The organism is Roseateles aquatilis (assembly GCF_002205645.1).
Taxonomy (GTDB): domain Bacteria; phylum Pseudomonadota; class Gammaproteobacteria; order Burkholderiales; family Burkholderiaceae_C; genus Roseateles; species Roseateles aquatilis.
This window is the reverse complement of sequence record NZ_NIOF01000001.1, coordinates 437,086-459,643: the sequence shown is the minus strand read 5'-3', so window position 1 is coordinate 459,643 and position 22,558 is coordinate 437,086. Positions and strand designations below refer to the sequence as shown.

The following is a 22,558-nucleotide window of genomic DNA, read 5'->3' as shown; positions in this document are numbered from 1 at the left end:
CTTCCCAGCCGGACCCGCCGCCGCCACCGGACCACATCGTGACCCTCTCCCAGATCCTCTACTTCCTCGTCACGCTGGGCATCCTCATCGTGATCCACGAATGGGGTCACTACCGCGTGGCGCGCGCCTGCGGCGTCAAGGTGCTGCGCTTCTCGGTCGGCTTCGGACGCGTGCTGCTGCGCCGCCGCAAGCATCCCGACGCCACCGAGTTCACCTTGAGCGCGATCCCGCTCGGCGGCTACGTCCGCATGCTCGACGAAAGCGACGGCGACGTGCCGCCCGACATGCGCTCGCAGGCCTTCAACCGCAAGACGCTGTGGCAGCGCGCCGCGATCGTCGCCGCGGGGCCGGCGGCCAACCTGATCCTGGCGGTGCTGCTGTTCGCGGCGGTCGGCTGGATCGGCCGCGAGGAATCGAAGGCGCTGCTCGGCTCGCCGCTGACCGGCAGCCTGGCGGAACGCGCCGGCCTGCGCGCCGGCGACTGGGTGCAGGCGTGGTCCAGCGACGGTCAGGAGTGGGACGAGGTGCGCTCGATGCCCGACCTCGGCTGGCAACTCGCGCAGGCGGTGGCGGACAAGCGGCCGCTGTTCCTGAGCGTCGCCAACGCGCAGGGCCACGGCCATCGCAATCTGCGCCTGGACACCGACACGCTGGACAGCCGCGACTTCGACGAACGCGCGATGCGCCAGATCGGCCTGAGCGGTGTGTTCGCCGAGCCGGTGCTGGGTCGGATGATCGAGGGTGATCCGGCCGAGGCCGCCGGCCTGCGCGCCGGCGACCGTGTGCTGCGCGTCAATGACGACCCGGTGCCGGACGTGGCCTGGTTCATCCAACGCATCCGGCGCGCGGTCGTCGATGGCCGGGCGGAGACGCTGCGCATCACCGTGCTGCGCGATGGCCAGCAACTGGTGCGCGAGGTCACGCCGCGCGTGGACATCGCCGGCGATCAGCGAGTCGCCCGCATCGGCGCCGGCTTCGATGCCAAACCGGCCCGCGTCACCGTCCACTACGGGCCCGTCGAATCGGTCAGGCAAGGCCTGACCCGCACGTGGGAGCTGAGCGCGCTGACGGCCAAGACGCTGGGCCGCATGCTCATCGGTGAAGCTTCGGTAAAGAACCTCAGCGGACCCCTCACGATCGCCAAGGCGGCGGACCAGTCCGCGAGCCTCGGGCTCACTGCCTTCCTGAGCTTCCTGGCCACCGTCAGCGTGAGCCTCGGAGTACTGAACCTGCTGCCGCTGCCGATGCTCGATGGCGGACACCTGATGTATTATCTTTTCGAGGGTTTGAGCGGCCGCCCTGTCTCTGAGTGGTGGCACAAGCAGCTGCAACGCGCAGGTATCGCCGTCGTGCTGCTGATGATGAGCCTGGCCCTTTTCAACGATCTGACCCGCACGCCGGGTCTGCACTGAAGCTTCCGCATGTCCCGATTCCTGCCCGAGTCCCTGCGCCCCCACGTGATCCAACTGGCGGTGCTGGCCACCGCGCTGCAAGGTGGCGCCGTCTGGGCCGCCGAGCCCTTCGTCCTCAAGGACATCCGCGTCGAGGGCCTGCAACGGACCGACCCCGGTACCGTCTTCGCGGCCCTGCCGTTCCGCATCGGCGACACCTACAACGACGAGAAGGGTGCCGCCGCGCTGCGCGCCCTGTTCGCGACCGGCCTGTTCAAGGACGTCCGCATCAACCTCGACACCGATGCCGTCGTCATCGTGATCGAGGAGCGTCCGATCATCGCCAACGTCAGCTTCGTCGGCCTGAAGGAGTTCGACGCCGAGGCGCTGACCAAGTCGCTGAAGGACGTCGGCATCGGCGAAGGCAAGCCCTTCGACAAGGCGCTGGCTGACCGCGCCGAGCAGGAGCTCAAGCGTCAATACCTGACCCGCTCGCTGTACGGCGCCGAGGTCACCACCACGATCACCCCGATCGAGCGCAACCGTGTCAACGTCAGCTTCTCGGTGACCGAGGGCGAGCCTGCCAAGATTGCCGAGATCCGCGTGCTCGGCAACAAGGTGTTCAGCGAAAGCACGCTGCTGGGTCTGCTGGAGCAGACCACCTCGGGCTGGCTGACCTGGTACACGAAGACCGATCGCTACTCCCGCGCCAAGCTGAACGCCGACCTGGAGACGATCCGCTCGTACTACCTGAACCGCGGTTATCTGGAGTTCAACGTCGAATCGACGCAGGTCACGATTTCGCCGGACAAGCAGAGCATCAGCATCGCGATCACCGTCAACGAAGGCCAGCCCTACACGGTCAACGCGGTCAAGCTGGAAGGCGAGTTCCTCGGCCGTGACGACGAGTTCAAGCGCCTGATCGCGCTGAAGCCCGGCGAGCCTTACAACGGCGAGGCCGTGGCGCAGACGACGCGCAACTTCCAGGACATGTACGGCACCTTCGGCTACGCCTTCGCGCGTGTCGAGAGCCGCCCCGAGATCGACCGCCTGACCGGGCAGGTCACCGTCACGCTGGTCGGCGAGCCGCAGCGCCGCGTCTATGTGCGCCGCGTGCTGGTGTCCGGCAACACCCGCACCCGCGACGAAGTGATCCGCCGGGAGTTCCGCCAGTTCGAATCCTCCTGGTACGACGGCGCCCGCATCAAGGCCTCGCGCGACCGCGTCGAGCGGCTGGGCTACTTCAAGGACGTCACCATCGACACCACCGAGGTGCCGGGCTCCCCCGACCAGGTGGACGTCACGCTGACCGTCACCGAGCGCCCCACCGGCAACATCCAGATCGGCGCCGGCTACTCGAGCGCCAGCAAGCTGTCGTTGTCGGGCTCGATCTCGCAGGAGAACGTGTTCGGCTCCGGCAACTACCTGGGTGTCCAGGTGAACACGGCCAGCACCGGCCGCGCGCTGGGCGTGACAACGGTCGATCCGTACTTCACCGTCGACGGCGTGTCGCGCGCGATCGACGTGTTCTACCGCACCGTCAAGCCGATCAACAACCTGGGCGAGGAATACGAGTTCGCGTCCTACGGTGGCTCGGTCAAGTTCGGCGTGCCGTTCTCGGAAGACGACACGGTCTTCTTCGGCATCGGCTACGAGACCACCCGCATCACGACGACCACCGGCCTGCCCAACAGCTACTGGCTGTTCCGCAACCAGTTCGGCGCCTCGGCGATGTCGATTCCGCTGACGATCGGCTGGAAGAAGGACAACCGGGACTCGGTCATCACCCCGACTGCCGGCTCGATGAAGCGGGTCAACCTGGAGATGAGCCCGATCGGCGATTCGCGCTACACCATCGCCAACCTGCAGTACCAGCAGTTCGTGCCGCTGGGCCGCAAGTTCTCGTTCATGGTCAACGGCGAGGTGGCCTATGGCCGCGGCCTGAGCGGCCGGCCGTTCCCGGTCTTCAAGAACTTCTACGGCGGCGGCCTGGGTTCGGTCCGCGTCTTCGAGCCGGGCACGCTGGGCCCGGTCGACGTGACCGGCTCGTACACCGGCGGCAACCGCAAGTTCAACATCAACACCGAGTTCTACGTGCCGGTGCCGGGCGCCGGCAACGACAAGAGCTTCCGCCTGTTCGGCTTCGTCGACGCGGGCAACGTGTGGGGCCAGGACGAAAAGCTCGAATTCAAGGACACCCGCGTGTCGGCCGGCGTCGGCATCAGCTGGCTGTCGCCGATGGGCCCGCTGCGTCTGAGCTACGGCTCGGCGGTGCGCAAGAAGCCCACGGATAGAATCGAGCGTTTCCAATTCCAGATCGGGACTGCATTCTGATGAAGAGCAAGCTGTCGCAGGTCGTCGCCGCTGTCCTCCTGACGGCGACGGCGTCGCTGGGCGCGCAAGCCCAGGAAGTCAAGATCGGCTACGTCAACAGCGAGCGGATCCTGCGCGAGACCAACCTGGCCAAGGCCGCCGAGTCCAAGCTGCAGGCGGAGTTCAGCCGGCGCGAGAAGGCGCTGCTGGACCAGGAGACCAAGCTGCGCGGCGCCGCCGAGAAGCTGGACAAGGACGGTCCCGCGTTGACCGATGCCGAGCGCTCGCGCCGCCAGCGCGAGCTGATCGAGCAGGACCGCGACCTGCAGCGCAAGCGCCGCGAGTTCAACGAGGACGTCGCCCAGCGCAAGAGCGAGGAAACGACGGCCCTGGTCGAGAAGGCCAACAAGGTCATCAAGCAGATCTTCGAGCAAGAGAAGTACGATCTGATCGTTCAGGACGCGATTCATGCCAGCCCGCGCGTGGACATCACCAAGAAGGTGATCGACGCGCTCAACGCCCAGAAGTGACCGTGAAGCAGGTTCTGGTCTCGGAACTGATCGCCGCCTTGGGCGGCGATCTTGTTGGTGCCTCCGACGTGGCGATCCGCGCGATCGCGCCGCTGGAGGACGCCGGCGTGGACGCGATCTCCTTCCTGTCCAACCCGAAGTACGAAGCGCAGTTGACGACCACCGGCGCCGCCTGCGTGATCGTCTCGCCCAAGCTGGCCGAGGCCGCCGCGGCGCGTCGAGGGGGCGGCACGACGGCGTGCTGCATCGTCGCGCCGGATCCGTATCTCTACTTCGCCCGCCTGACCCAGTGGTGGGCCGCGAACATGCGCAAGCCGCGCGTCGCGCCCGCCATCCACCCGACCGCGACCGTCGCCGCCGACGTGACGATCGGTCGCGAGGTCGAGGTCGGCCCGCATGCGGTGATCGAGTCCGGCGTGGTGCTGGGCGACGGCGTGCGCATCGGCGCGCACTCGATCGTCGAGCAGGATGCCCGCGTCGGCGCCCGCACGCGGCTGGCGCCGCACGTGGTGTTCGGCCATGACTGCGTGATCGGCGAGGACGGCCTGCTGCACAGCGGCGTGGTGATCGGCGCCGACGGCTTCGGCTTCGCGCCGACCAAGGGCGAGGCCGGCGTGCAGTGGGTCAAGATCGAGCAGCTCGGCGCGGTGCGCATCGGTGACGGCGTCGAGATCGGCGCCAACACTTGCGTCGACCGCGGCGCGCTGGGCGACACGGTGATCGCCGGCGGCGTCATCATCGACAATCTGGTCCAGATCGCCCACAACGTGAAGATCGGTCGCGGCACGGCGATCGCCGGCGCGGTGGCGATCGCGGGCAGCGCGGAGATCGGTGCCCATTGCATCGTCGCCGGCGCGGCCCGCATCAACGGCCACATCAAGATCACCGACGGCGTGCAGATCGGCCCCACGGCCAACATCAGCAACAGCATCGACAAGCCCGGCGCCTATGCCGGCATGTGGCCCTTCGAGGACGCCGCATCGTGGCAAAAGACGGCAGCGACGCTGCGCGGGCTCTATGACCTGCGCCAACGCGTGCGTGCCTTGGAAAAGAAGACGACATGAACGAGACGAGCATCGACATCCACGGCATCCTCGAGAAGCTGCCGCATCGCTACCCGATCCTGCTGGTGGACCGCGTCCTCGAGGTGGAAAAGGGCGTGCGCATCCGCGCCATCAAGAACGTCAGCATCAACGAGCCGTTCTTCCAGGGCCACTTCCCGCATCGCCCGGTGATGCCGGGCGTGCTGATCCTGGAAGCGCTGGCGCAGGCCGCCACGCTGCTGGCGGTGGAGAGCTACAACTTCACGCTGGACGAGAACCACGTCGTCTACTTCGCCGGCATCGACAACGCGCGCTTCAAGCGTCCGGTCGAGCCGGGCGACCAGCTCATCCTCGAAGTCACGCTGGACCGCGCCAAGGCCGGCATCTACAAGTTCGGCGCCAAGGCGTTCGTCGGCAGCGACATCGTCGCCGAGGCCGGCCTGATGTGCACGATGCGCAAGCTGGACTGCTGACCGACGCTCGCAGGCACATGGCCCAGATCCATCTCACCGCCATCGTCGACCCGAAGGCGCAGCTCGACGACACCGTCATCGTCGGTCCCTACGCGGTGATCGGCCCCGAGGTCCGCATCGGCGCGGGGACCCGCATCGGCCCGCACACGGTGGTCGAGGGCAGGACGACGATCGGCCGCGACAACCAGATCTTCCAGTTCGCGTCCATCGGCGCGATGCCGCAGGACATGAGCCATGGCGGCGAGGTGACCGAGCTGGTCATCGGCGACCGCAACACGATCCGCGAGTTCTGCACCTTCAACACCGGCACGTTCAAGGAGCAGGGCGTCACGCGCGTCGGCTCCGACAACTGGATCATGGCCTACGTCCATCTGGCGCATGACGTGGTGGTCGGCGACCACTGCGTGCTGGCCAACAACGTGACGCTGGCCGGGCACGTGCATGTCGGCGACTGGGCGACGATCGGCGGCCTGACCGGCGTGCATCAGTTCGTGCATGTCGGCGCGCACGCGATGATCGGTTTCCAGGGCCATGTCGCGCAGGACGTCGCGCCGTACATGACCGTCGACGGCAATCCGTTGACGGTGCGCGCGGTCAACCTGACCGGCCTGCGTCGGCGCGGGTTCAGCAACGACCGCATCGCGGTGATCCGGCAGATCCACAAGCTGCTGTTCCGCGACGGTGCGACGCTGGAGCAATCGGTGCAGCAGATCGAGGCGCTCAAGCAGGGCCAGGACGCCGAGTCCATGGCGGACGTGCAGCTGATGCTGGACTTCCTGGCGAGCGCCAAGCGCGGCCTGGTGCGGTGAGCGCCTGACATGACCACCACGGATCCTCGACTGGGCCTGGTGGCCGGCGAGGCCTCCGGGGACTTGCTGGCCAGTCTGCTGCTGCAGGGGCTGAAGGCCCGTTGGCCGGCGCTCACCTCGGCCGGCATCGGCGGCCCGCGCATGCAGGCGCAGGGGTTCGACGCCTGGTGGCCCAGCCACAAGCTCTCGATCTTCGGCTACTGGGACGCGATCAAGCACATCCGCGAACTGCTGGCCATCCGCCGACAGCTCGGCGACCGGCTGATCGCGGAGCGGCCGTCGGTGTTCGTTGGCGTCGACGCGCCCGATTTCAACTTCGGCCTCGAACAGCGCCTGCGCGAGTCCGGCATCAAGACGGTCCACTTCGTCTGCCCGTCGATCTGGGCCTGGCGTGCCGAGCGCGTCGACAAGATCCGGCGCAGCGCCGATCACGTGTTGTGCCTGTTCCCGTTCGAGCCCGAGATCCTGGCCAAGGCCGGCATCGCCTCGACCTACGTCGGGCATCCGCTGGCCGATCAGATCCCGTTCGAGCCGCCGCGCGAGGACGCGCGACGCGAGCTCGGCATCGACGAACGCGCCACGCTGGTCGCGCTGCTGCCCGGCAGCCGCCGCAGCGAGCTGACCTACATCGGTCCGGCGTTGCTGGACGCCGCGCAGCGCATGCGGAAGGCGCGTCCCGAGCTGAGTTTCGTCATTCCCGTGGCGCCCGGCCTGCGGGCCATGGTGGAGGCGCTGGTCGCCCAGCACGGGCCCGACCTGCCGCTGACGCTGCTGGACGGCCGCGCGCAGGACGCGCTGGCCGCCTGCGACCTGACGCTGGTCGCCAGCGGCACCGCGACGCTGGAAGCCGCGCTGCTGAAGCGCCCGATGGTGATCGCCTACAAGCTGCACTGGTTCAATGCGTGGCGGATGAAGGGCAAGGCGCTGCTGCCGTGGGTGGGCCTGCCCAACGTGCTCGCGCGCGAGACGCTGGTGCCCGAGTGCTTGCAGGACGACTGCACCGGCGAGAAGATCGCGCGCGAAGGCCTGGCCTGGCTGGACGACGCGCCGCGCCGCGCGCGCCTGCACGACCGCTTCCAGGAGATCCACCAACAGCTGCGCTGCAACACCGCGCGAAGGGCGGGCGATGCGATCGCGAAAATCCTTGCCGGCTGATCCGCCCGAGCAACTCGGCCTGGAGTGGGCGCGCGAGGGGTTGCTCTGCGGCGTCGACGAAGCGGGCCGGGGACCGCTGGCGGGACCGGTGGTCGCCGCGGCGGTGATCCTCGACGATCTGAATCCGATCAAGGGGCTGAACGACTCCAAGGTGCTGAGCGAGAAGAAACGCGAGCGGCTCTATGACGAGATCCGCGCCAAGGCGTTGTGCTTCTGCGTGGCCGAGGCCAGCGTCGAGGAGATCGATCGCTTCAACATCCTGCAGGCGACGATGCTGGCGATGCGCCGCGCGGTCGAGGGCCTGCGCCTGAAGCCGTCGCGCGTGCAGGTCGACGGCAACCGGCTGCCGGTGCTGCGCATCCCGGCCGAGGCGATCGTCAAGGGCGACGCGTTGGTGCCGGCGATCTCCGCGGCCTCGATCCTGGCCAAGGTGCATCGGGATCGCTTCTGCCTGCGGATGCACGAGCAGCATCCGCAATACGGCTTCGACAGCCACAAGGGCTACGGCACGCGCGAGCACATGGAAGCGCTGCGCGTGCATGGCGCGACGGTCTGGCACCGGCAGAGCTTCGCGCCGGTGCGGTCGCTGGACCTGACGGAACTCCGCGTCGGAATGGAATGACGAGCGCATGAGCTGGCAAGCGATCACCTCCCGAGACAACCCCCATCTGCAACGGCTGCGCAAGCTGGCGCAGGACGGCGGCGGCTACCGCAAGCTGGGCGGCGTCTGGCTGGAGGGCGACCACCTCGCGCGCGCCGCCGTGCAGCGCGGCGTGACGCCCGCGCTGGCGTTGATCACGGACGTCGCGGCCGAGGACGCGGCGCTGCACGCGATCGCGGATGCGGCTCCCAAGGTGCTGGTGGTGTCGCCGGCGCTGTTCAAGACGGTGTCGGGACTGGAGTCGCCGGCGCAGATCGGTTTCGAGCTGGCGCTGCCGGCGCAGCCGCGCATCGACGCGCGGGCTGACACGGTGGTGCTGGACCGGCTGCAGGATGCGGGCAACGTCGGAACGATCCTGCGCAGCGCCGGGGCGCTGGGTTTCCGGCAGGTGCTGGCGCTGAAGGGCACGGCGGCGCTGTGGTCGCCGAAGGTGCTGCGCGCCGGCATGGGCGCGCATTTCGGGTTGAAGCTGGTCGAGGGATTGAGCGTCGAGGACCTCGACGCACTGCAGGTGCCGCTGCTGGCGACCAGCTCCCACTCGGACGCGATGCTGCATCAAGCCGAGTTGCCCAGCCCCTGCGCCTGGGTGATGGGGCATGAGGGGCAGGGCGTCTCCGACACGCTGATGCAGCGCTGCGCGCTGCGCATCGGCATCCCGCAGCCGGGCGGCGAGGAATCGCTGAACGTGGCGAGCGCAGCCTCGATCTGCCTCTACGAATCCGCACGGCGGCGACTCGCCCGCTCGTGACGTCAGAAGGGCGGCGCTCGTCGTTGCAGATGCTCGCCGTAGCGCCGCTACGGCTGCGCTCTGCGCCTAGATCGACACCCTTCTGACGCCCCGCTCGGACGAGTCGCACGGTGCATTTGGGCCGACGCCCCGCTCGGGCGAGTCGCTTGGCGCGCTTGGGCCGACGCCCCACTCGGGCGAGTCGCATGGCGCGCTTAGGCCGACGTCTCGCTCGGGTGAGTCGCACGGTGTACTTGGACCGACGTCCTGCTCGGGCGAGTCGCACGGAGCACTTGGACCGGCGTCGCGCTCGGGCTGGCCGCGCCGTGCGCCTGGCCCGACGTCGTGCTCAGCGGGCCATCGCCAGCGCCGCGACGCCCAGTGCGATCAACGTCGCGCCGGCGATGCGCCAGCCGCGTTCGCCTTCGCCCAGCAACTGGCCGCCGATCAACGCGGCGAACAGCATCGACAGCTCCCGCGCCGGCGCGACGCGCGACAGCGGCGCCAGCTTCATTGCATACAGCACCAGGATGTAGGCCGTCGGCGCCCCGACCGCGACAACCACCGCATGCTTCCACTGCTGGCGCAGCGCCGGCAGGAAACCAGCCCGATCGCGCAGCACCGCGGGCAGGCTGACCGGCACGCGCAGCAGGTTGCAGAAGTAGTCGTAGATGATCGGCGACAGCGCCAGCACCTTCACCGCGTAGCCGTCGATGACGCTGTAGGCCGCGATCGTCGCGCCCGTGAGCGCGCCCCAGGCGATGCCGAGCTTGCGCTTGCGATGCAGCTCGGCATCGGTGCCCGCGCCCCTGGCGAAGAACATCGGCCCCGCCGCCATCAGCAGGATGCCGCCGACCACCCCCGCCAGTCCCAGCGCGCCGCCCAAGCCCAGGTGCTCGTCCAGCAGCACCACCGCCACCAGCGACGACAGCAGCGGCCCGCTGCCCCGCGCGACCGGATAGACCACGGTCATGTCGGCCGCCCGGTAGCCCGCCAGCAGCGCGTTGAAGTAGGCGAGGTGCACGATCGCGCTGGCCAGCGTCGCCACCCACGCCTGCCAGCCCCAGCCCGGCAGTTCGTCGAAGCCGACGACGAACACCACCGGCAGCCACAGCAGCGTGACGCCCACCGCGGTCATGCAGGCGAAATGATGATTGCCCCGGGCCTTCTTCGCGGCGAAGTTCCACAACGCGTGGATCAGCGCGGCCGCGATCACCAGGGCCAGCGCGGAAGCCGGCATTGATCGGGGACCGCGCGTTCAGTACATCAGCCGGTCGGGGCGGATGTCACGAAGAATCGTCGTGGCGATCTCCTCGATCGACTTGTGCGTCGACGACAGCCACGAGATGCCGGCCTTCTTCATCATCGTCTCGCCCTCGCGCACCTCGTAATGGCAGTTCATGAGGTCGGCGTACTTGCTGCCCGGCCGCCGTTCGTTGCGGACCTGCGCCAGGCGCTCCGGATCGATGGTCAGGCCGAAGCACTTCTTCCGGTGCGGCACCAGCAGCGAGGGGAGATGGCCGCGGTCGAAGTCCTCGGGGATCAGCGGATAGTTGGCCGCCTTGATGCCGTGCTGCATCGCCAGGTACAGCGAGGTGGGCGTCTTGCCGCAGCGGCTCACGCCGACCAGGATCACGTCGGCCGAATCCAGGTTCTTCGCCGACTGCCCGTCGTCGTGCGCGAGCGAGAAGTTGATCGCCTCGATCCGGTCGTGGTACTCCTGGCTCTTGGCGACATCGGAGAAACGCCCCACGCGATGATTGGACTTGATCCGGAACTCGTCCTCCAGCGGCGCGATGAAGGTGCCGAACATGTCCAGCACCAGGCCTTCGCAGTCCTGACGCACCACGTTCAGCACCTCGCGGTTGACCAGCGTCGCGAAGACGATGGGGCGCTGGCCTTCGCGCTCGCCGGTCTCGTTGATCTCGCGGACCAGTTGCCTGGCCTTCTCGCCGTTGTCGACGAAGGGGCGGCGCACGTGGCGTGCCTTCACCGAGAACTGGGCCAGGATGGAGTTACCGAAGGTTTCGGCGGTGATGCCGGTGCCGTCCGAGACGAAGAACACGGTGTGCTGGGTCATTGGGCTGCCTTGTCGAGGTCGGGAACGCCGCCTGCCAGACCCTCCGCCATCGACGAAGAATGGCCGCCGACGGGCCCCGAACGAGGGCTTACATCATAGATCGGCGTGCCACTAGAATCGCCCGCAACACGCCCCCCGACCGCATGAACGCCTCGCCGCGACGCCCACAAGAATCGACAAGACCTGTCTTGCGCGCCGTCATGCCCGCCCGCCTTGCCGCCGCCGAGGTCGGCTGCCGCGGGCACGCGCGGGGAGCCCCGGTTTTTCAACATCACGGAGTTTTCCCATGTCTGATGCTCGCTTCGAGGCGACCGCCCTGGTCGTACCCTTCGAGAAACTGAGGATGACCGACGTCGAGTCGGTGGGCGGCAAGAACGCCTCGCTCGGCGAAATGATTTCCCAACTGGCCGAAACCGGCGTGCGTGTGCCCGGCGGCTTCGCCACCACCGCCCACGCGTTCCGCGAGTTCCTGAAGCACGAAGGCCTGGATGCCCGCATCCAGCGGCGCCTGGCCGACCTGAACACCGACGACGTGCGCGCGCTGGCCGAGGCCGGCAAGGAAATCCGCGGCTGGCTCGAGGCCCAGCCGTTCCCGGCCGACCTGGAAGCCGCGATCCGTGCCGATTTCGCGGCCCTGACCGCGGACAACCCGCACGCGTCCTTCGCGGTGCGCTCGTCCGCGACCGCGGAAGACCTGCCCGACGCCTCGTTCGCCGGTCAGCAGGAGACCTTCCTGAACGTCGTCGGCATCGAGGACGTGCTGCACAAGATGAAGGAAGTGTTCGCGTCGCTCTACAACGACCGGGCCATCAGCTATCGCGTCCACAAGGGCTTCGCGCACAGCGACGTGGCGCTGTCGGCGGGCGTGCAGCGCATGGTGCGCTCCGACCTGGGCGCGGCCGGCGTGATGTTCACCATCGACACCGAGTCCGGCTTCAAGGACGTCGTCTTCATCACCTCCAGCTACGGCCTGGGCGAGACGGTGGTGCAGGGCGCTGTCAACCCGGACGAGTTCTACGTCCACAAGCCGGCGCTGCAGCGCGGCAAGTTCGCGTTGATCCGCCGCAACCTGGGCTCCAAGCTGATCCAGATGACCTTCTCCACGCCCGAGGAGAAGGCTGCCAGCGGCAAGCTGGTGAAGACGGTGGACGTCGAGGTCGAGCAGCGCAACCGCTACTCGCTGACCGACGAGGACGTCGTGCAACTGGCCAGGTACGCCGTGATCATCGAGCAGCATTACGGCCGCCCGATGGACATCGAGTGGGGCAAGGACGGCAACGACGGCCAGCTCTACATCCTGCAGGCGCGTCCCGAGACGGTGAAGAGCCAGGCCGAGGGCCAGGTCGAGCAGCGCTTCAAGCTCAAGGGCCAGGGCACCGTGGTGGTCGAGGGCCGCGCGATCGGCCAGAAGATCGGCACCGGTCCGGTCCGCCTGGTCGACAGCGTCGCCGAGATGGAACGCGTCCAGCCCGGCGACGTGCTGGTCACCGACATGACCGACCCGAACTGGGAGCCGGTGATGAAGCGCGCCAGCGCCATCGTCACCAACCGTGGCGGCCGCACCTGCCACGCGGCCATCATCGCGCGCGAGCTGGGCATCCCGGCGGTGGTCGGCTGCGGTGACGCGACCGACAAGCTCAAGGACGGCCAACTGGTGACGGTGGCCTGCTCCGAGGGCGACACCGGCTACATCTACGACGGCCTGCTCGAGACCGAGGTCAGCGAAGTCCACCGCGGCGAGATGCCCTACAGCGCGGTGAAGATCATGATGAACGTGGGCAATCCCCAACTGGCGTTCAACTTCTCGCAGATGCCCAACAGCGGCGTCGGCCTGGCGCGGCTGGAATTCATCATCAACAACAACATCGGGGTCCACCCGAAGGCGATCCTGGACTACCCGAATGTCGATTCCGACCTGAAGAAGGCGGTCGAGTCGGTGGCCCGCGGCCATGCCTCGCCGCGCGCGTTCTACGTCGACAAGCTGGCCGAGGGCATCGCGACGATCGCCGCCGCGTTCTGGCCGCAGCCGGTGATCGTGCGTCTGTCCGACTTCAAGAGCAACGAGTACCGCAAGCTGATCGGCGGCTCGCGCTACGAGCCGGACGAAGAGAACCCGATGCTGGGCTTCCGCGGCGCGTCGCGCTACATCAGCGGCGAGTTCCAGGACGCGTTCGCGATGGAGTGCGAGGCGCTCAAGCGCGTGCGTCACGACATGGGCCTGACCAACGTCGAGATCATGGTGCCCTTCGTGCGCACGGTGAAGCAGGCGGAGAAGGTCGTGGCCATGCTGGCCGAACGCGGCCTGAAGCGTGCCGCCGCGGGCGGCCAGGACGGCCTGCGCGTGATCATGATGTGCGAGGTGCCGAGCAACGCCATTCTGGCCGAGCAGTTCCTGGAGCACTTCGACGGCATGTCCATCGGCTCCAACGACCTGACGCAGCTGACGCTGGGCCTGGACCGGGACTCCGGGCTGGAACTGCTGTCGGGCGACTTCGATGAACGCGATCCGGCGGTGAAGGCGTTGATCTCCCGTGCCATCGCGGCCTGCCGCGCCACCGGCAAGTACATCGGCATCTGCGGTCAGGGCCCCAGCGACCATCCGGACTTCGCGGACTGGCTGGCGGCCGAAGGCATCGTCTCCCTGTCGCTGAATCCGGACTCGGTCATCGAAACCTGGCAACGACTGGCGGCCAAGCGCTGAAATCGTTCGATCGCGATTTCGATCGCGGCTTCGACACGGCGGACCTGTGAACTGCACCCCATCGGCTGGACGCCAGTCCGACCGATGGGGTGCTTTTTCGTTCGGGTCGGGGATTTCGCCCGTCTGGTGTTCTCGGCCAACGCGCTGAGGGACGTAGGTGGGCGGTCTCATGGCATGAGGCTCCGGAAGAGATCCCGCTCCCGGGGTAGATGGGGATGCGCGGCTCCTCGGCCGCGACGATGATTCGCCCCATGTCCCGCCCGCCGCTGCCTGACGCCGCCTTCCGCCGTCGCCTGAATCGCATCTACGCCGCCTACACGCTGGGTTTCGTGCTGCTGGTGCTGGTGCTGGGCCTGCTTGAGCGTCTGGGCATGCCCAAGCAGTGGCTGGGGTTCTCGTTCCTGCTGCTGACGGTGCTGGTGTACGCCGGCATCGGCGTGTTCAGCCGCACCACCGACCCGGTCGAGTATTACGTCGCCGGCCGCCGCGTCCCCGCGTTCTACAACGGCATGGCCGCGGGCGCGGACTGGATGAGCGCCGCGAGTTTCCTCGGCATGGCGGGCAGTCTTTATCTGGCGGGCTACGGGGGCCTGGCCTTCGTGCTGGGCTGGACCGGCGGCTTCTGCCTGGTGGCGCTGCTGCTGGCGCCTTACCTGCGCCGCTTCGCGGGTTTCACCGTGCCGGACTTCCTCGGCGCCCGCTTCGAGAGCCGCGGCCTGCGCGTGATGGGCGCGGCGGCGGCGGTGCTGGTGTCCTTCATCTATCTGGTCGCGCAGATCTACGCGATCGGCCTGATCACCACGCGGCTCACGGGCCTGACCTTCGAGATCGGCCTGTTCGTCGGGCTCGGCGGGGTGCTGGTGTGCTCGTTCCTCGGCGGCATGCGGGCGGTGACGTGGACCCAGGTCGCGCAGTACATCATCATGATCGTGGCCTACGTGCTGCCGGTGATGTGGCTGTCGGTCCAGCAGACCGGCTTCCCGTTGCCCCAGTTCACCGCCGGCAGTGAGGTGCGCCAGATCAGCGCGCGCGAGCAGCAACTGCTGACCGATCCCAAGGAGCTGCAGGTGAGGGCGCTCTATGACCAGCGCGCCCGCGACTACGAGCGGATGCTCGCGGGCCTGCCGCAGTCGCTGGACGCGGAGCGCCAACACGCGTCGCAGGTCATCGCGCGGCTGAAGGCCGAGGACGCGCCGCTGGCACAGGTGCAGGCCGCCGAGAAGGTCCGCGCCGCGCTGCCTCGCACCGAGGCGGAGGCGCGTGAGGTCTGGCAGCGGGCGGTCGTCCAGAATCGCCAGCGCACCGAGCCGCTGGCCGGCATGCCGCCGCATGCCAAACCCTTCGCCGGAGACCCGGACGGCACGCCGGCCGAGCAGGAGGCCTACACGCTGTCCCGCCGCAACTTCCTGGCGCTGGTGCTGGTGCTGATGGTCGGCACCGCCGGCCTGCCGCACATCCTGACGCGGTACTACACGACGCCGAGCGTGGCCGAGGCGCGCACGTCGGTGGCGTGGTCGCTGTTCTTCATCGCGCTGCTGTACCTGAGCGCGCCCGCGTTGGCGGTGATGCTGAAGTACGAGGTCTTCAACCACCTGGTCGGCATGCCGATCGCGGAACTGCCGGGTTGGGTGCGGCAGTGGATGCGCGTCGATCCCGGGTTGCTGAGCATTCACGACATCAACCAGGATGGCATCCTGCAGCTCGGCGAATTGCGGCTGGGCGGCGACGTGATCCTGCTGATGACCCCGGAGCTGGCCGGGCTGCCCTACGTGCTGGCGGCGATGGTGGCGGCCGGCGCGCTGGCCGCCGCGCTGTCGACGGCGGACGGGCTGCTGCTGACGATCTCCAGTGCGCTGTCCCACGACATCTACTACCGGGTGATGAATCCGAAGGCGTCGATGACGCAGCGGGTGACGATCTCCAAGGCGCTGCTGCTGGCCACCGCGCTGACCGCGGCGGCGGTGGCGGCGCAGAAGCCGGCGGATATCCTGCTGCTGGTGTCGGCGGCGTTCTCGCTGGCGGGGTCCAGCCTCGTGCCGGTGCTGGTGGGCGGGATCTTCTGGCCGCGCGCCAACAAGCAGGGTGGCGCCGCCGCGATGCTGGCGGGGCTGGGCGTGACGCTGTACTACATGGTCAGCGCCCATGCCGGGCTGCGTCAGGCGCTCGGGCTCACCGGCGAGCCGCAGCTGTGGTGGGGCATCCAGCCGGTGGCGGCGGCGCTGTTCGGCATCCCCGCCGGCGTGGTGACGCTGATCGTCGTCAGCTGGCTGACGCCGGCCCCGTCGGCGACCGCCCGGGCGATGCAGCGCGCGCTGCACCGACCCGGCTGAGGGCGGGCCGGGCGGGGCGCGCCGTCGTCCTGCGATGGACGCTCCCTCCCGCGGGCGGGGTCGTCGCTGGACGGTACCCGCATAAATGGACTAGAATCTTCGGCTTCCCTTGCTGGGTCCAGGAATTGACGCTGGGGCCCGGCTTTCAGGCCGAAGGCGGTTCCGCCGGAGGTCGTCGAAACCCACAAGGAGTTTCTATGCGTCATTACGAGATCGTTCTGCTGATCCATCCGGATCAAAGCGAACAAGTTCCGGCCATGCTGGAGCGCTACAAGGGCCTGGTCACCAACGGTGGTGGCAAGGTGCACCGCGTGGAAGACTGGGGCCGCCGTCAACTGGCCTACATGATCCAGAAGCTGGCCAAGGCGCATTACCTGTGCCTCAACATCGAGTGCTCCAAGGAAATCCTGGTCGAGCTCGAAACCGGCTTCCGCTTCAACGACGCCGTGCTGCGCCACCTGACCGTCGCCAAGGACAAGGCTGAAACCGCCCCGTCCGTGATGATGAAGGCTGTCGAGCGCGAGGAAGCCCGCAAGGCTCCCCAAGAAGCGTCCGCCTGAGCTGGCAGGCGCGACAACTGAAGTTCTCGTTTTTCCGATCCGCTGAAGATCCGGCGCCCGCATGAACCGACTGGTCCTGCAAGCGCAGATCCTCGAACTGACAGCGATCCGATACACCCCCGCCGGACTTCCGGCCCTGGACCTGGTGCTCAAGCACGAGTCCCAGGTCGATGAGGCCGGGGCCCACCGCAAGGTGGCCCTGGAGATCAAGGCGGTGGCGATCGGCGATGTCGTCAGGCGGGTACAGGCTCTGGGCCTGGCGGGCTGCTCGGTGTTCACCGGGTTCCTGTCGGCGCAGAAGCAGGGAAGGGGCACGGTGTTTCACATCACCGGGCTCGAGTCCTGAACGAGGCGATCAGGTCGCGCACATCGTTTTATCTGGATAGATTCGAAAGAGGTCACTATGCCCCCGCCACGTGGTAAAGGTCGGTTCTCGAAGGACCGCAAGCCCAAGCGCAACCAACAATCGCTGCTGTTCCGCCGCAAGCGTTTCTGCCGCTTCACCGTCGCCGGTGTCGAGCGCATCGACTACAAGGATGTCGACACGCTGCGCGACTTCGTCGGCGAGAACGGCAAGATCGTGCCGGCCCGTCTGACGGGTACCCGCGCCTTCTTCCAGCGTCAGCTGTCGGTGTGCATCAAGCGCGCCCGCTACCTGGCCCTGCTGCCCTACAGCGACCAGCACAAGGTCTGAGGAATACGCCATGCAAGTGATCCTGCTTGAAAAGGTGGCCAACCTCGGCAACCTGGGTGACGTCGTCAAGGTCAAGGACGGCTACGCACGCAACTTCCTGATCCCGACCCGTCAAGCGCGCCGCGCCACGGAATCGGCCATCAAGGAATTCGAAGCCAAGCGCGCCGAACTGGAAAAGATCGCCGCCGAGAAGCTGTCGGTCGCCCAGGCTCTGGGCGAGCAACTGAACGGCAAGTCGGTCAAGATTTCCCAGAAGGCTGGCGTCGACGGCCGTCTGTTCGGTTCCGTGACCAACGCCGACGTCGCGGAAGCGCTGACGAAGGCCGGCCACGCGATCGCCAAGGCCCAGGTGCGCATGCCCAACGGCCCGCTGAAGACCGTCGGTGAGTTCACCGTCTCCGTCGCGCCCCACACCGATGTGGTGGTGGACGTCACGGTCCAGGTCGTCGCCGAAGTCGATTGATTTCGACACAGCCCGTGGGCGCTCTGCGCGTCCATCGGGCATGTCCTAGGTCTTGAAGGTCACCCGACCGGCAAAGATCAGGGCAACATCAAGAAAGCCGACAGCTGCAAAGCCGTCGGCTTTCGGCTTTCTGGGGCCTGGAGTTGTGCACCGGTTGTCCTGCGCAATCCAGAGCTTTCCCACCGCTTTCCCACAGGCTTGTCCACATGTCCGCGATCTTCTCCGCGCCTTCCAGTTCCGGCTCCCGTGACGACGAGGTGGCCCGCTTGCGCGTGCCGCCGAACTCGGTGGAGGCCGAGCAGAGCGTGCTCGGCGGGTTGCTGATCGACAACACCGCCTGGGACAAGGCGGCCGATACGCTCAGCGACACCGACTTCTATCGCTACGAGCACAAGCAGATCTACGCCTCGATCGGCAAGCTGATCAACGCCGGCAAGCCCGCGGACGTGGTGACGGTGTTCGAGGAATTGACCTCGCTGGGCAAGGCCGAGGAATGCGGCGGCCTGGCCTACCTGAATGCGTTGGCGCAAGGCGTGCCGAGCGCCGCCAACCTGCGTCGCTACGGCGAGATCGTTCGGGAGCGCGCGATCCTGCGCAAGCTGGTGTCCGCCTCCGACGAGATCGCCACCGCGGCGTTGAGCCCGCAGGGCCGCGCGGTGAGCGAGATCCTGGACGAGGCCGAAGGCAAGATCTTCCGCATCAACGAGGAAGGCGCGCGTGGTGGCCAGGGCTTCCACAGTATGGACCGGCTGATGGTCGAGCTGATGGACCGCGTCAACGAGCTGGCGGAGCAGGGCGCCGAGGACGTCACCGGCGTGCGCACCGGCTTCTATGACCTGGACCGCATGACCGCCGGCCTTCAGAAGGGCGACCTGATCATCCTGGCCGCGCGTCCGTCGATGGGCAAGACCGCGTTCGCGATCAACATCGGCGAGGCGGTGGCCATCAACGAAGGCCTGCCGGTCGTCATCTACTCGATGGAAATGGGCGCGGCGCAGCTGGCGTTGCGGATGGTCGGCTCGATCGGCCGCATCGACCAGAGCCACCTGCGCACCGGCCGCCTGCAGGACGACGAATGGAGCCGCCTGGCCGAGGCCGTGGACAAGCTCGGCAACGCGCCGATCTACATCGACGAGAGCCCCGGCCTGTCCCCCAGCGAAGTGCGCGCGCGGGCGCGGCGCCAGGCGCGCATCTCCGGTCAACTGGGGCTGATCATCATCGACTACCTGCAGCTGATGAGCGGCAACGGTGGCGGCAGCGAAGAGAACCGCGCGACGGTGGTCGGCGAAATCTCGCGGGGCCTGAAGGCGCTGGCCAAGGAGTTGCGCTGCCCCGTGATCGCGCTGTCGCAGTTGAACCGCTCGGTGGAAACGCGGCCGGACAAGCGGCCGATGATGTCCGACCTGCGCGAATCCGGCGCCATCGAGCAGGACGCGGACATCATCATGTTCATCTACCGGGACGAGTACTACACCAAGGACGAGTGCAAGGAGCCGGGCGTGGCGGAGATCATCATCGCCAAGCAGCGTAACGGCCCGGTGGGCACGGTGAAGCTGGCCTTCGTGCGGCAGAACACCAAGTTCGAGAACCTGGCGCCGGGCTACGTGGGACCGGGCGGCGACGAGTATTGAGATCGCGCCAGATCGCGCGCGGCCGCGCGCGATCGGCAGTCCGCCGTCGATGCGGAACTTTCCCCGGAAGGCACTGGCGGTCTGATGGAATACTGTTTAAATTAACAGTATGCCACCGCCCGCCAAACCGACCCGCATCGCTGCTCCGCCGCTGTACCTCCAGGCCGACGCCCTGAAGGGGCGCGGCAGTGCCTGGGCGATCCCGCATCGCTTCGATTCGCGCGAGCGCGAGCAGTACGACGATGGCTGGGGATCGCTGGACCAGGAGGCGAGCGAGGAGCACCTCGCGCCGAAGACGCAGATCATCGAGGAGCACGCGAAGAAGATCGTCAGCGGCAACCAGTCGCCGGACATCGGCTTCGACCTGTCCATCAATCCGTACCGGGGCTGCGAGCATGGTTGCATCTACTGCTTCGCGCGCCCGACGCACAGCTACCTGAACCTCTCGCCGGGGCTGGACTTCGAGACCAAGATCATCGCCAAGGTCAACGCCGCGGAGCGTCTGCGCGAGACCTTCGCGTCGCCGTCGTACCGGCCGACCTACTTGGTGCTGGGCACGGCCACCGATGCGTATCAACCGATCGAGCGCAAGCTCGGCATCACCCGCGCGGTCGTGGAGGTGCTGGCGCAGGCGCGCCATCCGTTCTCGGTGGTGACGAAGTCCAGCGGCATCGAGCGCGACCTGGACCTGATCGCGCCGATGGCTCGGCGGCATCAGGTGTCGGTCTACCTGTCGGTGACGTCGCTGGATCCGGAGTTGTCGCGCATTCTGGAGCCGCGCGCGGCATCGCCGCAGCGCCGGCTGCGCACGATCCGGACGCTGGCCGAGGCGGGTGTGCCCGTCGGTGTCAGCGTGTCGCCCATCATCCCGTTCCTCAACGAGCCGGAGTTGGAGCGCATCCTGGAGGCCGCTGCCGAAGCCGGCGCGACGCGGGCCTTCAGCATTCCGCTGCGTCTGCCGTGGGAGGTGGCGCCGCTGTTCCACGACTGGCTGCAGCAGCATCAACCCGACAAGGCGGCGCGCATCATGGCGCGGCTGCGGGACATGCGCGGTGGCAAGGACAACGATCCGCGCTTCGGCACGCGTTTCACCGGCGAGGGCATCTGGGCGGAGCTGCTGCAGCAGCGCATGCGCAAGGCGGTGCAGCGCCTAGGACTGGGCCGCCAGCGCCATGAGTTCGACTTCAGCGAGTTCCGCCCGCCGTCGAAGATGGTTGGGCAGCAGGCGCTGTTTTGAGGCCGAGCCCGCGGAGTCGATCGCGGGGTTCGGTTCTCGCGCGTGGCAGACATGACGGCGTCCGCGATGGACGTGATACGCAGGGCTTAGCCCTTGCGGCACGCCCCCACCCAATCCCAGTCCTTCCGATACACGCTCGTCTGCACGCCGCTCAGGCTCAGCACCGTGTGGTACAGCCCGTCGTGCGACATCGGCGTATCGCGCCGCTGCGCCAGGCACTCGCCGTCCAGGTGCTGTGCCTGTCGTGTCGCATCCGGCAGCCACAGGATCATGGGCACGTGCTTCTGCTCCTTCGGCGCGATCGCATAGGGCATGCCGTGCAGGAAGAGGTTGTTCTCCCCCAGCGACTCGCCGTGGTCCGACACGTAGACCAGGCTCGGGTCGAATTGCCGGGCCTGCGTCCCCAGCCAGTCGATCGCCCGCGCGAGCACATGATCGGTGTACGCGATCGTGTTGTCGTAGGCATTGCGGACCTGTTCCAGCGGGCACTGCTGCAACGCGCTGCTGCGGCATTCCGGCTGGAACGGCTTGCGCTCCTCCGGCGTGCGGAGGTAGTACGCCGGACCGTGACTGCCCATCTGGTGCAGCACCAGCACCACGCCGCGCGCGACGCGTTGCGGATCCAGCCCTGCGATGCGTGCTTCCAGGTCGTGCAGCATCACCTCGTCCAGGCACTCGCCGTCCGCCCGGCACAGGCCGGCGGGAATGGGGTGGTCGGGTCGGGCCGGATTGATCGCCTGGGCATTCGGCACGCGGTCGCACAGGCCCTTGCAGCCGGACTGGTTGTCGACCCACAGCACCGCCAGGCCGGCGCGCTGCAGCACGTCCAGCAGCGTCTCCTGATTGCCCGGGTGGTCGACGAAAGCCTCGCGGCCCAGCTGCGAGAACATGCACGGCAACGACGCCGCCGTCGACGTGCCGCAGGAGGCGACCTCCCGATAGCTCAGCACCGGGCGCTTGGACAACTCGGGGTTGGTCGGCCGGCCGTAGCCGTTCAGCTGGAAGTTGACCGAGCGCGCGGTCTCGCCCACCACCAGCAGCACCAGCGGCGGCTTGGATCCCGCCGGGCGCGGCGCGAGGCGCGCATCGGCCGCGACCACCTCGGGCGGACCCTTCGGCTTCTTCTGCTTTTCAACGACCAGGGCCGCGCTGGCCCAGATCGCGTTGATCGGGCTGACCATCTTGGTCAGCACCTTGTTGTTGCGCAGCGTGGAGGCGAGGTCCGCGGTGCGTGACGCCGCCAGGCCGAAGCCAACCGCCAACGCAAGCGCCACGCTGGCCACGTTCCAGCCTAGTCGCTTGAACCAGCGGGTGTCCGCCACGCGCTGCCGCCAGATCCACACCAGCGGGATCAGGGCGATCACCACCACATGCGCCAGCAGGCCCCAGCCCATCAGGTCGCGGGTCTCGCGCACGTCGGTCTGCAGCGCGTTGGTGACCATCGTGGTGTCGATCACCACCCCGTAGCTGCCGATGAAGTACGCCAGCGGCGCGGTCAGCAACAGCATCACTGTCAGCAGCGGCTTGACCGCGAAGCGCCAGGCCAGCAAGCTGAAGAACGCCGCCAGCACCATCAGCACGATGCCGGCGAAGACGACGATGAAGACCTTGCCGGACGGGCCGGCGTAGTCCGGCATGCCCCACATCCGCTGCCACAGCGGCCAGTTGCCGAGCACGCCGGTCCAGAGGGCGGCCAGCCAGGCCAGGGTCAAGGGGGAGCGTCCGGGGCGCGACGCGGAGGCCCCGCGATGCAGCGGGGT

The 22,558-nt window shown here is 67.8% G+C and carries 20 protein-coding genes; 17 read left to right on the top strand and 3 right to left on the bottom strand.

What is annotated here, in order from left to right:
* The first annotated feature begins 38 nt into the window (after positions 1 to 38).
* From rseP to CDN99_RS01935, 9 genes are read left to right on the top strand one after another with little or no spacing between them, the layout of a single operon-like run.
* Complete coding sequence (gene rseP, locus CDN99_RS01975; RefSeq protein ID WP_088382427.1) at positions 39 to 1,412, top strand: RIP metalloprotease RseP; 1,374 nt, start codon at positions 39 to 41, stop codon at positions 1,410 to 1,412.
* A 9-nt stretch (positions 1,413 to 1,421) separates the two neighbouring features.
* Positions 1,422 to 3,725, top strand: coding sequence for an outer membrane protein assembly factor BamA (gene bamA, locus CDN99_RS01970; protein WP_088382426.1), 2,304 nt, complete (start codon positions 1,422 to 1,424; stop codon positions 3,723 to 3,725).
* Complete coding sequence (locus CDN99_RS01965) at positions 3,725 to 4,234, top strand: OmpH/Skp family outer membrane protein (RefSeq protein ID WP_088382425.1); 510 nt, start codon at positions 3,725 to 3,727, stop codon at positions 4,232 to 4,234. The genes bamA and CDN99_RS01965 overlap by 1 nt, the downstream gene beginning before the upstream one ends.
* Positions 4,235 to 4,236: 2 nt before the next feature.
* Positions 4,237 to 5,298 (top strand): UDP-3-O-(3-hydroxymyristoyl)glucosamine N-acyltransferase, encoded by a 1,062-nt coding sequence (gene lpxD / locus CDN99_RS01960; RefSeq protein ID WP_088383306.1) that lies wholly within the window; start codon positions 4,237 to 4,239, stop codon positions 5,296 to 5,298.
* Positions 5,295 to 5,750, top strand: a complete 456-nt coding sequence (fabZ, locus tag CDN99_RS01955) for a 3-hydroxyacyl-ACP dehydratase FabZ (protein WP_088382424.1) — start codon at positions 5,295 to 5,297, stop codon at positions 5,748 to 5,750. The genes lpxD and fabZ overlap by 4 nt, the downstream gene beginning before the upstream one ends.
* Positions 5,751 to 5,767: 17 nt before the next feature.
* Positions 5,768 to 6,559 carry an acyl-ACP--UDP-N-acetylglucosamine O-acyltransferase gene (lpxA, locus tag CDN99_RS01950; RefSeq protein WP_088382423.1) on the top strand — a complete coding sequence of 264 codons (792 nt, stop codon included), beginning with the start codon at positions 5,768 to 5,770 and terminating at the stop codon, positions 6,557 to 6,559.
* A gap of 9 nt (positions 6,560 to 6,568) precedes the next feature.
* On the top strand, positions 6,569 to 7,714 hold the full coding sequence (lpxB, locus tag CDN99_RS01945) for a lipid-A-disaccharide synthase (protein ID WP_088382422.1): 1,146 nt from the start codon (positions 6,569 to 6,571) through the stop codon (positions 7,712 to 7,714).
* Positions 7,686 to 8,336 carry a ribonuclease HII gene (gene rnhB, locus CDN99_RS01940; RefSeq protein WP_088382421.1) on the top strand — a complete coding sequence of 217 codons (651 nt, stop codon included), beginning with the start codon at positions 7,686 to 7,688 and terminating at the stop codon, positions 8,334 to 8,336. The genes lpxB and rnhB overlap by 29 nt, the downstream gene beginning before the upstream one ends.
* Before the next feature lie 7 nt (positions 8,337 to 8,343).
* Positions 8,344 to 9,123, top strand: a complete 780-nt coding sequence (locus tag CDN99_RS01935; protein WP_088382420.1) for a TrmH family RNA methyltransferase — start codon at positions 8,344 to 8,346, stop codon at positions 9,121 to 9,123.
* Positions 9,124 to 9,451: 328 nt separating this feature from the next.
* Here CDN99_RS01935 and CDN99_RS01930 read toward each other — a convergent pair whose 3' ends face one another.
* Together CDN99_RS01930 and ppsR are read right to left on the bottom strand one after the other, a co-directional pair.
* A complete protein-coding gene (locus tag CDN99_RS01930) occupies positions 9,452 to 10,342 on the bottom strand; it encodes an EamA family transporter (protein ID WP_088382419.1) in 891 nt (296 codons plus the stop codon).
* Positions 10,343 to 10,360: 18 nt separating this feature from the next.
* Complete coding sequence (ppsR, locus tag CDN99_RS01925; RefSeq protein WP_088382418.1) at positions 10,361 to 11,182, bottom strand: posphoenolpyruvate synthetase regulatory kinase/phosphorylase PpsR; 822 nt, start codon at positions 11,180 to 11,182, stop codon at positions 10,361 to 10,363.
* A gap of 286 nt (positions 11,183 to 11,468) precedes the next feature.
* Here ppsR and ppsA point away from each other — a divergent pair, with 286 nt between their 5' ends.
* The 8 genes from ppsA (at position 11,469) to CDN99_RS01885 (ending at position 20,798) form a co-directional block, all read left to right on the top strand.
* Complete coding sequence (ppsA, locus tag CDN99_RS01920; protein WP_088382417.1) at positions 11,469 to 13,883, top strand: phosphoenolpyruvate synthase; 2,415 nt, start codon at positions 11,469 to 11,471, stop codon at positions 13,881 to 13,883.
* A gap of 251 nt (positions 13,884 to 14,134) precedes the next feature.
* Positions 14,135 to 16,213: a sodium:solute symporter family protein gene (locus tag CDN99_RS01915; protein ID WP_169727026.1), complete on the top strand. Its 2,079-nt coding sequence runs from the start codon at positions 14,135 to 14,137 to the stop codon at positions 16,211 to 16,213.
* 197 nt (positions 16,214 to 16,410) lie between these two features.
* The gene (rpsF, locus tag CDN99_RS01910; RefSeq protein WP_088382416.1) at positions 16,411 to 16,773 is read left to right on the top strand and encodes a 30S ribosomal protein S6; all 363 of its coding nucleotides are present in this window, start codon (positions 16,411 to 16,413) and stop codon (positions 16,771 to 16,773) included.
* A gap of 61 nt (positions 16,774 to 16,834) precedes the next feature.
* Complete coding sequence (priB, locus tag CDN99_RS01905) at positions 16,835 to 17,119, top strand: primosomal replication protein N (protein WP_088382415.1); 285 nt, start codon at positions 16,835 to 16,837, stop codon at positions 17,117 to 17,119.
* A 57-nt stretch (positions 17,120 to 17,176) separates the two neighbouring features.
* Complete coding sequence (rpsR, locus tag CDN99_RS01900; RefSeq protein ID WP_088382414.1) at positions 17,177 to 17,467, top strand: 30S ribosomal protein S18; 291 nt, start codon at positions 17,177 to 17,179, stop codon at positions 17,465 to 17,467.
* Between the two features lie 10 nt (positions 17,468 to 17,477).
* Positions 17,478 to 17,930, top strand: a complete 453-nt coding sequence (gene rplI, locus CDN99_RS01895; protein ID WP_088382413.1) for a 50S ribosomal protein L9 — start codon at positions 17,478 to 17,480, stop codon at positions 17,928 to 17,930.
* Between the two features lie 206 nt (positions 17,931 to 18,136).
* The gene (gene dnaB / locus CDN99_RS01890; RefSeq protein WP_088382412.1) at positions 18,137 to 19,561 is read left to right on the top strand and encodes a replicative DNA helicase; all 1,425 of its coding nucleotides are present in this window, start codon (positions 18,137 to 18,139) and stop codon (positions 19,559 to 19,561) included.
* A gap of 109 nt (positions 19,562 to 19,670) precedes the next feature.
* Positions 19,671 to 20,798 carry a PA0069 family radical SAM protein gene (locus tag CDN99_RS01885; protein WP_088382411.1) on the top strand — a complete coding sequence of 376 codons (1,128 nt, stop codon included), beginning with the start codon at positions 19,671 to 19,673 and terminating at the stop codon, positions 20,796 to 20,798.
* Between the two features lie 86 nt (positions 20,799 to 20,884).
* On the opposite strand, the gene CDN99_RS01880 is transcribed toward CDN99_RS01885, so the two are convergent.
* A complete protein-coding gene (locus CDN99_RS01880) occupies positions 20,885 to 22,510 on the bottom strand; it encodes a phosphoethanolamine transferase (protein WP_158218727.1) in 1,626 nt (541 codons plus the stop codon).
* Positions 22,511 to 22,558 lie beyond the last annotated feature (48 nt).

Coding starts and splice junctions, on each gene's coding strand:
- bamA (WP_088382426.1), top strand. CDS start 1,422: ATGTCCCGATTCCTGCCCGAGTCCCTGCGCCCCCACGTGATCCAACTG.
- CDN99_RS01965 (WP_088382425.1), top strand. CDS start 3,725: ATGAAGAGCAAGCTGTCGCAGGTCGTCGCCGCTGTCCTCCTGACGGCG.
- fabZ (WP_088382424.1), top strand. CDS start 5,295: ATGAACGAGACGAGCATCGACATCCACGGCATCCTCGAGAAGCTGCCG.
- lpxA (WP_088382423.1), top strand. CDS start 5,768: ATGGCCCAGATCCATCTCACCGCCATCGTCGACCCGAAGGCGCAGCTC.
- lpxB (WP_088382422.1), top strand. CDS start 6,569: ATGACCACCACGGATCCTCGACTGGGCCTGGTGGCCGGCGAGGCCTCC.
- rnhB (WP_088382421.1), top strand. CDS start 7,686: ATGCGATCGCGAAAATCCTTGCCGGCTGATCCGCCCGAGCAACTCGGC.
- CDN99_RS01935 (WP_088382420.1), top strand. CDS start 8,344: ATGAGCTGGCAAGCGATCACCTCCCGAGACAACCCCCATCTGCAACGG.
- CDN99_RS01930 (WP_088382419.1), bottom strand. CDS start 10,342: ATGCCGGCTTCCGCGCTGGCCCTGGTGATCGCGGCCGCGCTGATCCAC.
- ppsR (WP_088382418.1), bottom strand. CDS start 11,182: ATGACCCAGCACACCGTGTTCTTCGTCTCGGACGGCACCGGCATCACC.
- ppsA (WP_088382417.1), top strand. CDS start 11,469: ATGTCTGATGCTCGCTTCGAGGCGACCGCCCTGGTCGTACCCTTCGAG.
- CDN99_RS01915 (WP_169727026.1), top strand. CDS start 14,135: ATGTCCCGCCCGCCGCTGCCTGACGCCGCCTTCCGCCGTCGCCTGAAT.
- rpsF (WP_088382416.1), top strand. CDS start 16,411: ATGCGTCATTACGAGATCGTTCTGCTGATCCATCCGGATCAAAGCGAA.
- priB (WP_088382415.1), top strand. CDS start 16,835: ATGAACCGACTGGTCCTGCAAGCGCAGATCCTCGAACTGACAGCGATC.
- rpsR (WP_088382414.1), top strand. CDS start 17,177: ATGCCCCCGCCACGTGGTAAAGGTCGGTTCTCGAAGGACCGCAAGCCC.
- rplI (WP_088382413.1), top strand. CDS start 17,478: ATGCAAGTGATCCTGCTTGAAAAGGTGGCCAACCTCGGCAACCTGGGT.
- dnaB (WP_088382412.1), top strand. CDS start 18,137: ATGTCCGCGATCTTCTCCGCGCCTTCCAGTTCCGGCTCCCGTGACGAC.
- CDN99_RS01885 (WP_088382411.1), top strand. CDS start 19,671: ATGCCACCGCCCGCCAAACCGACCCGCATCGCTGCTCCGCCGCTGTAC.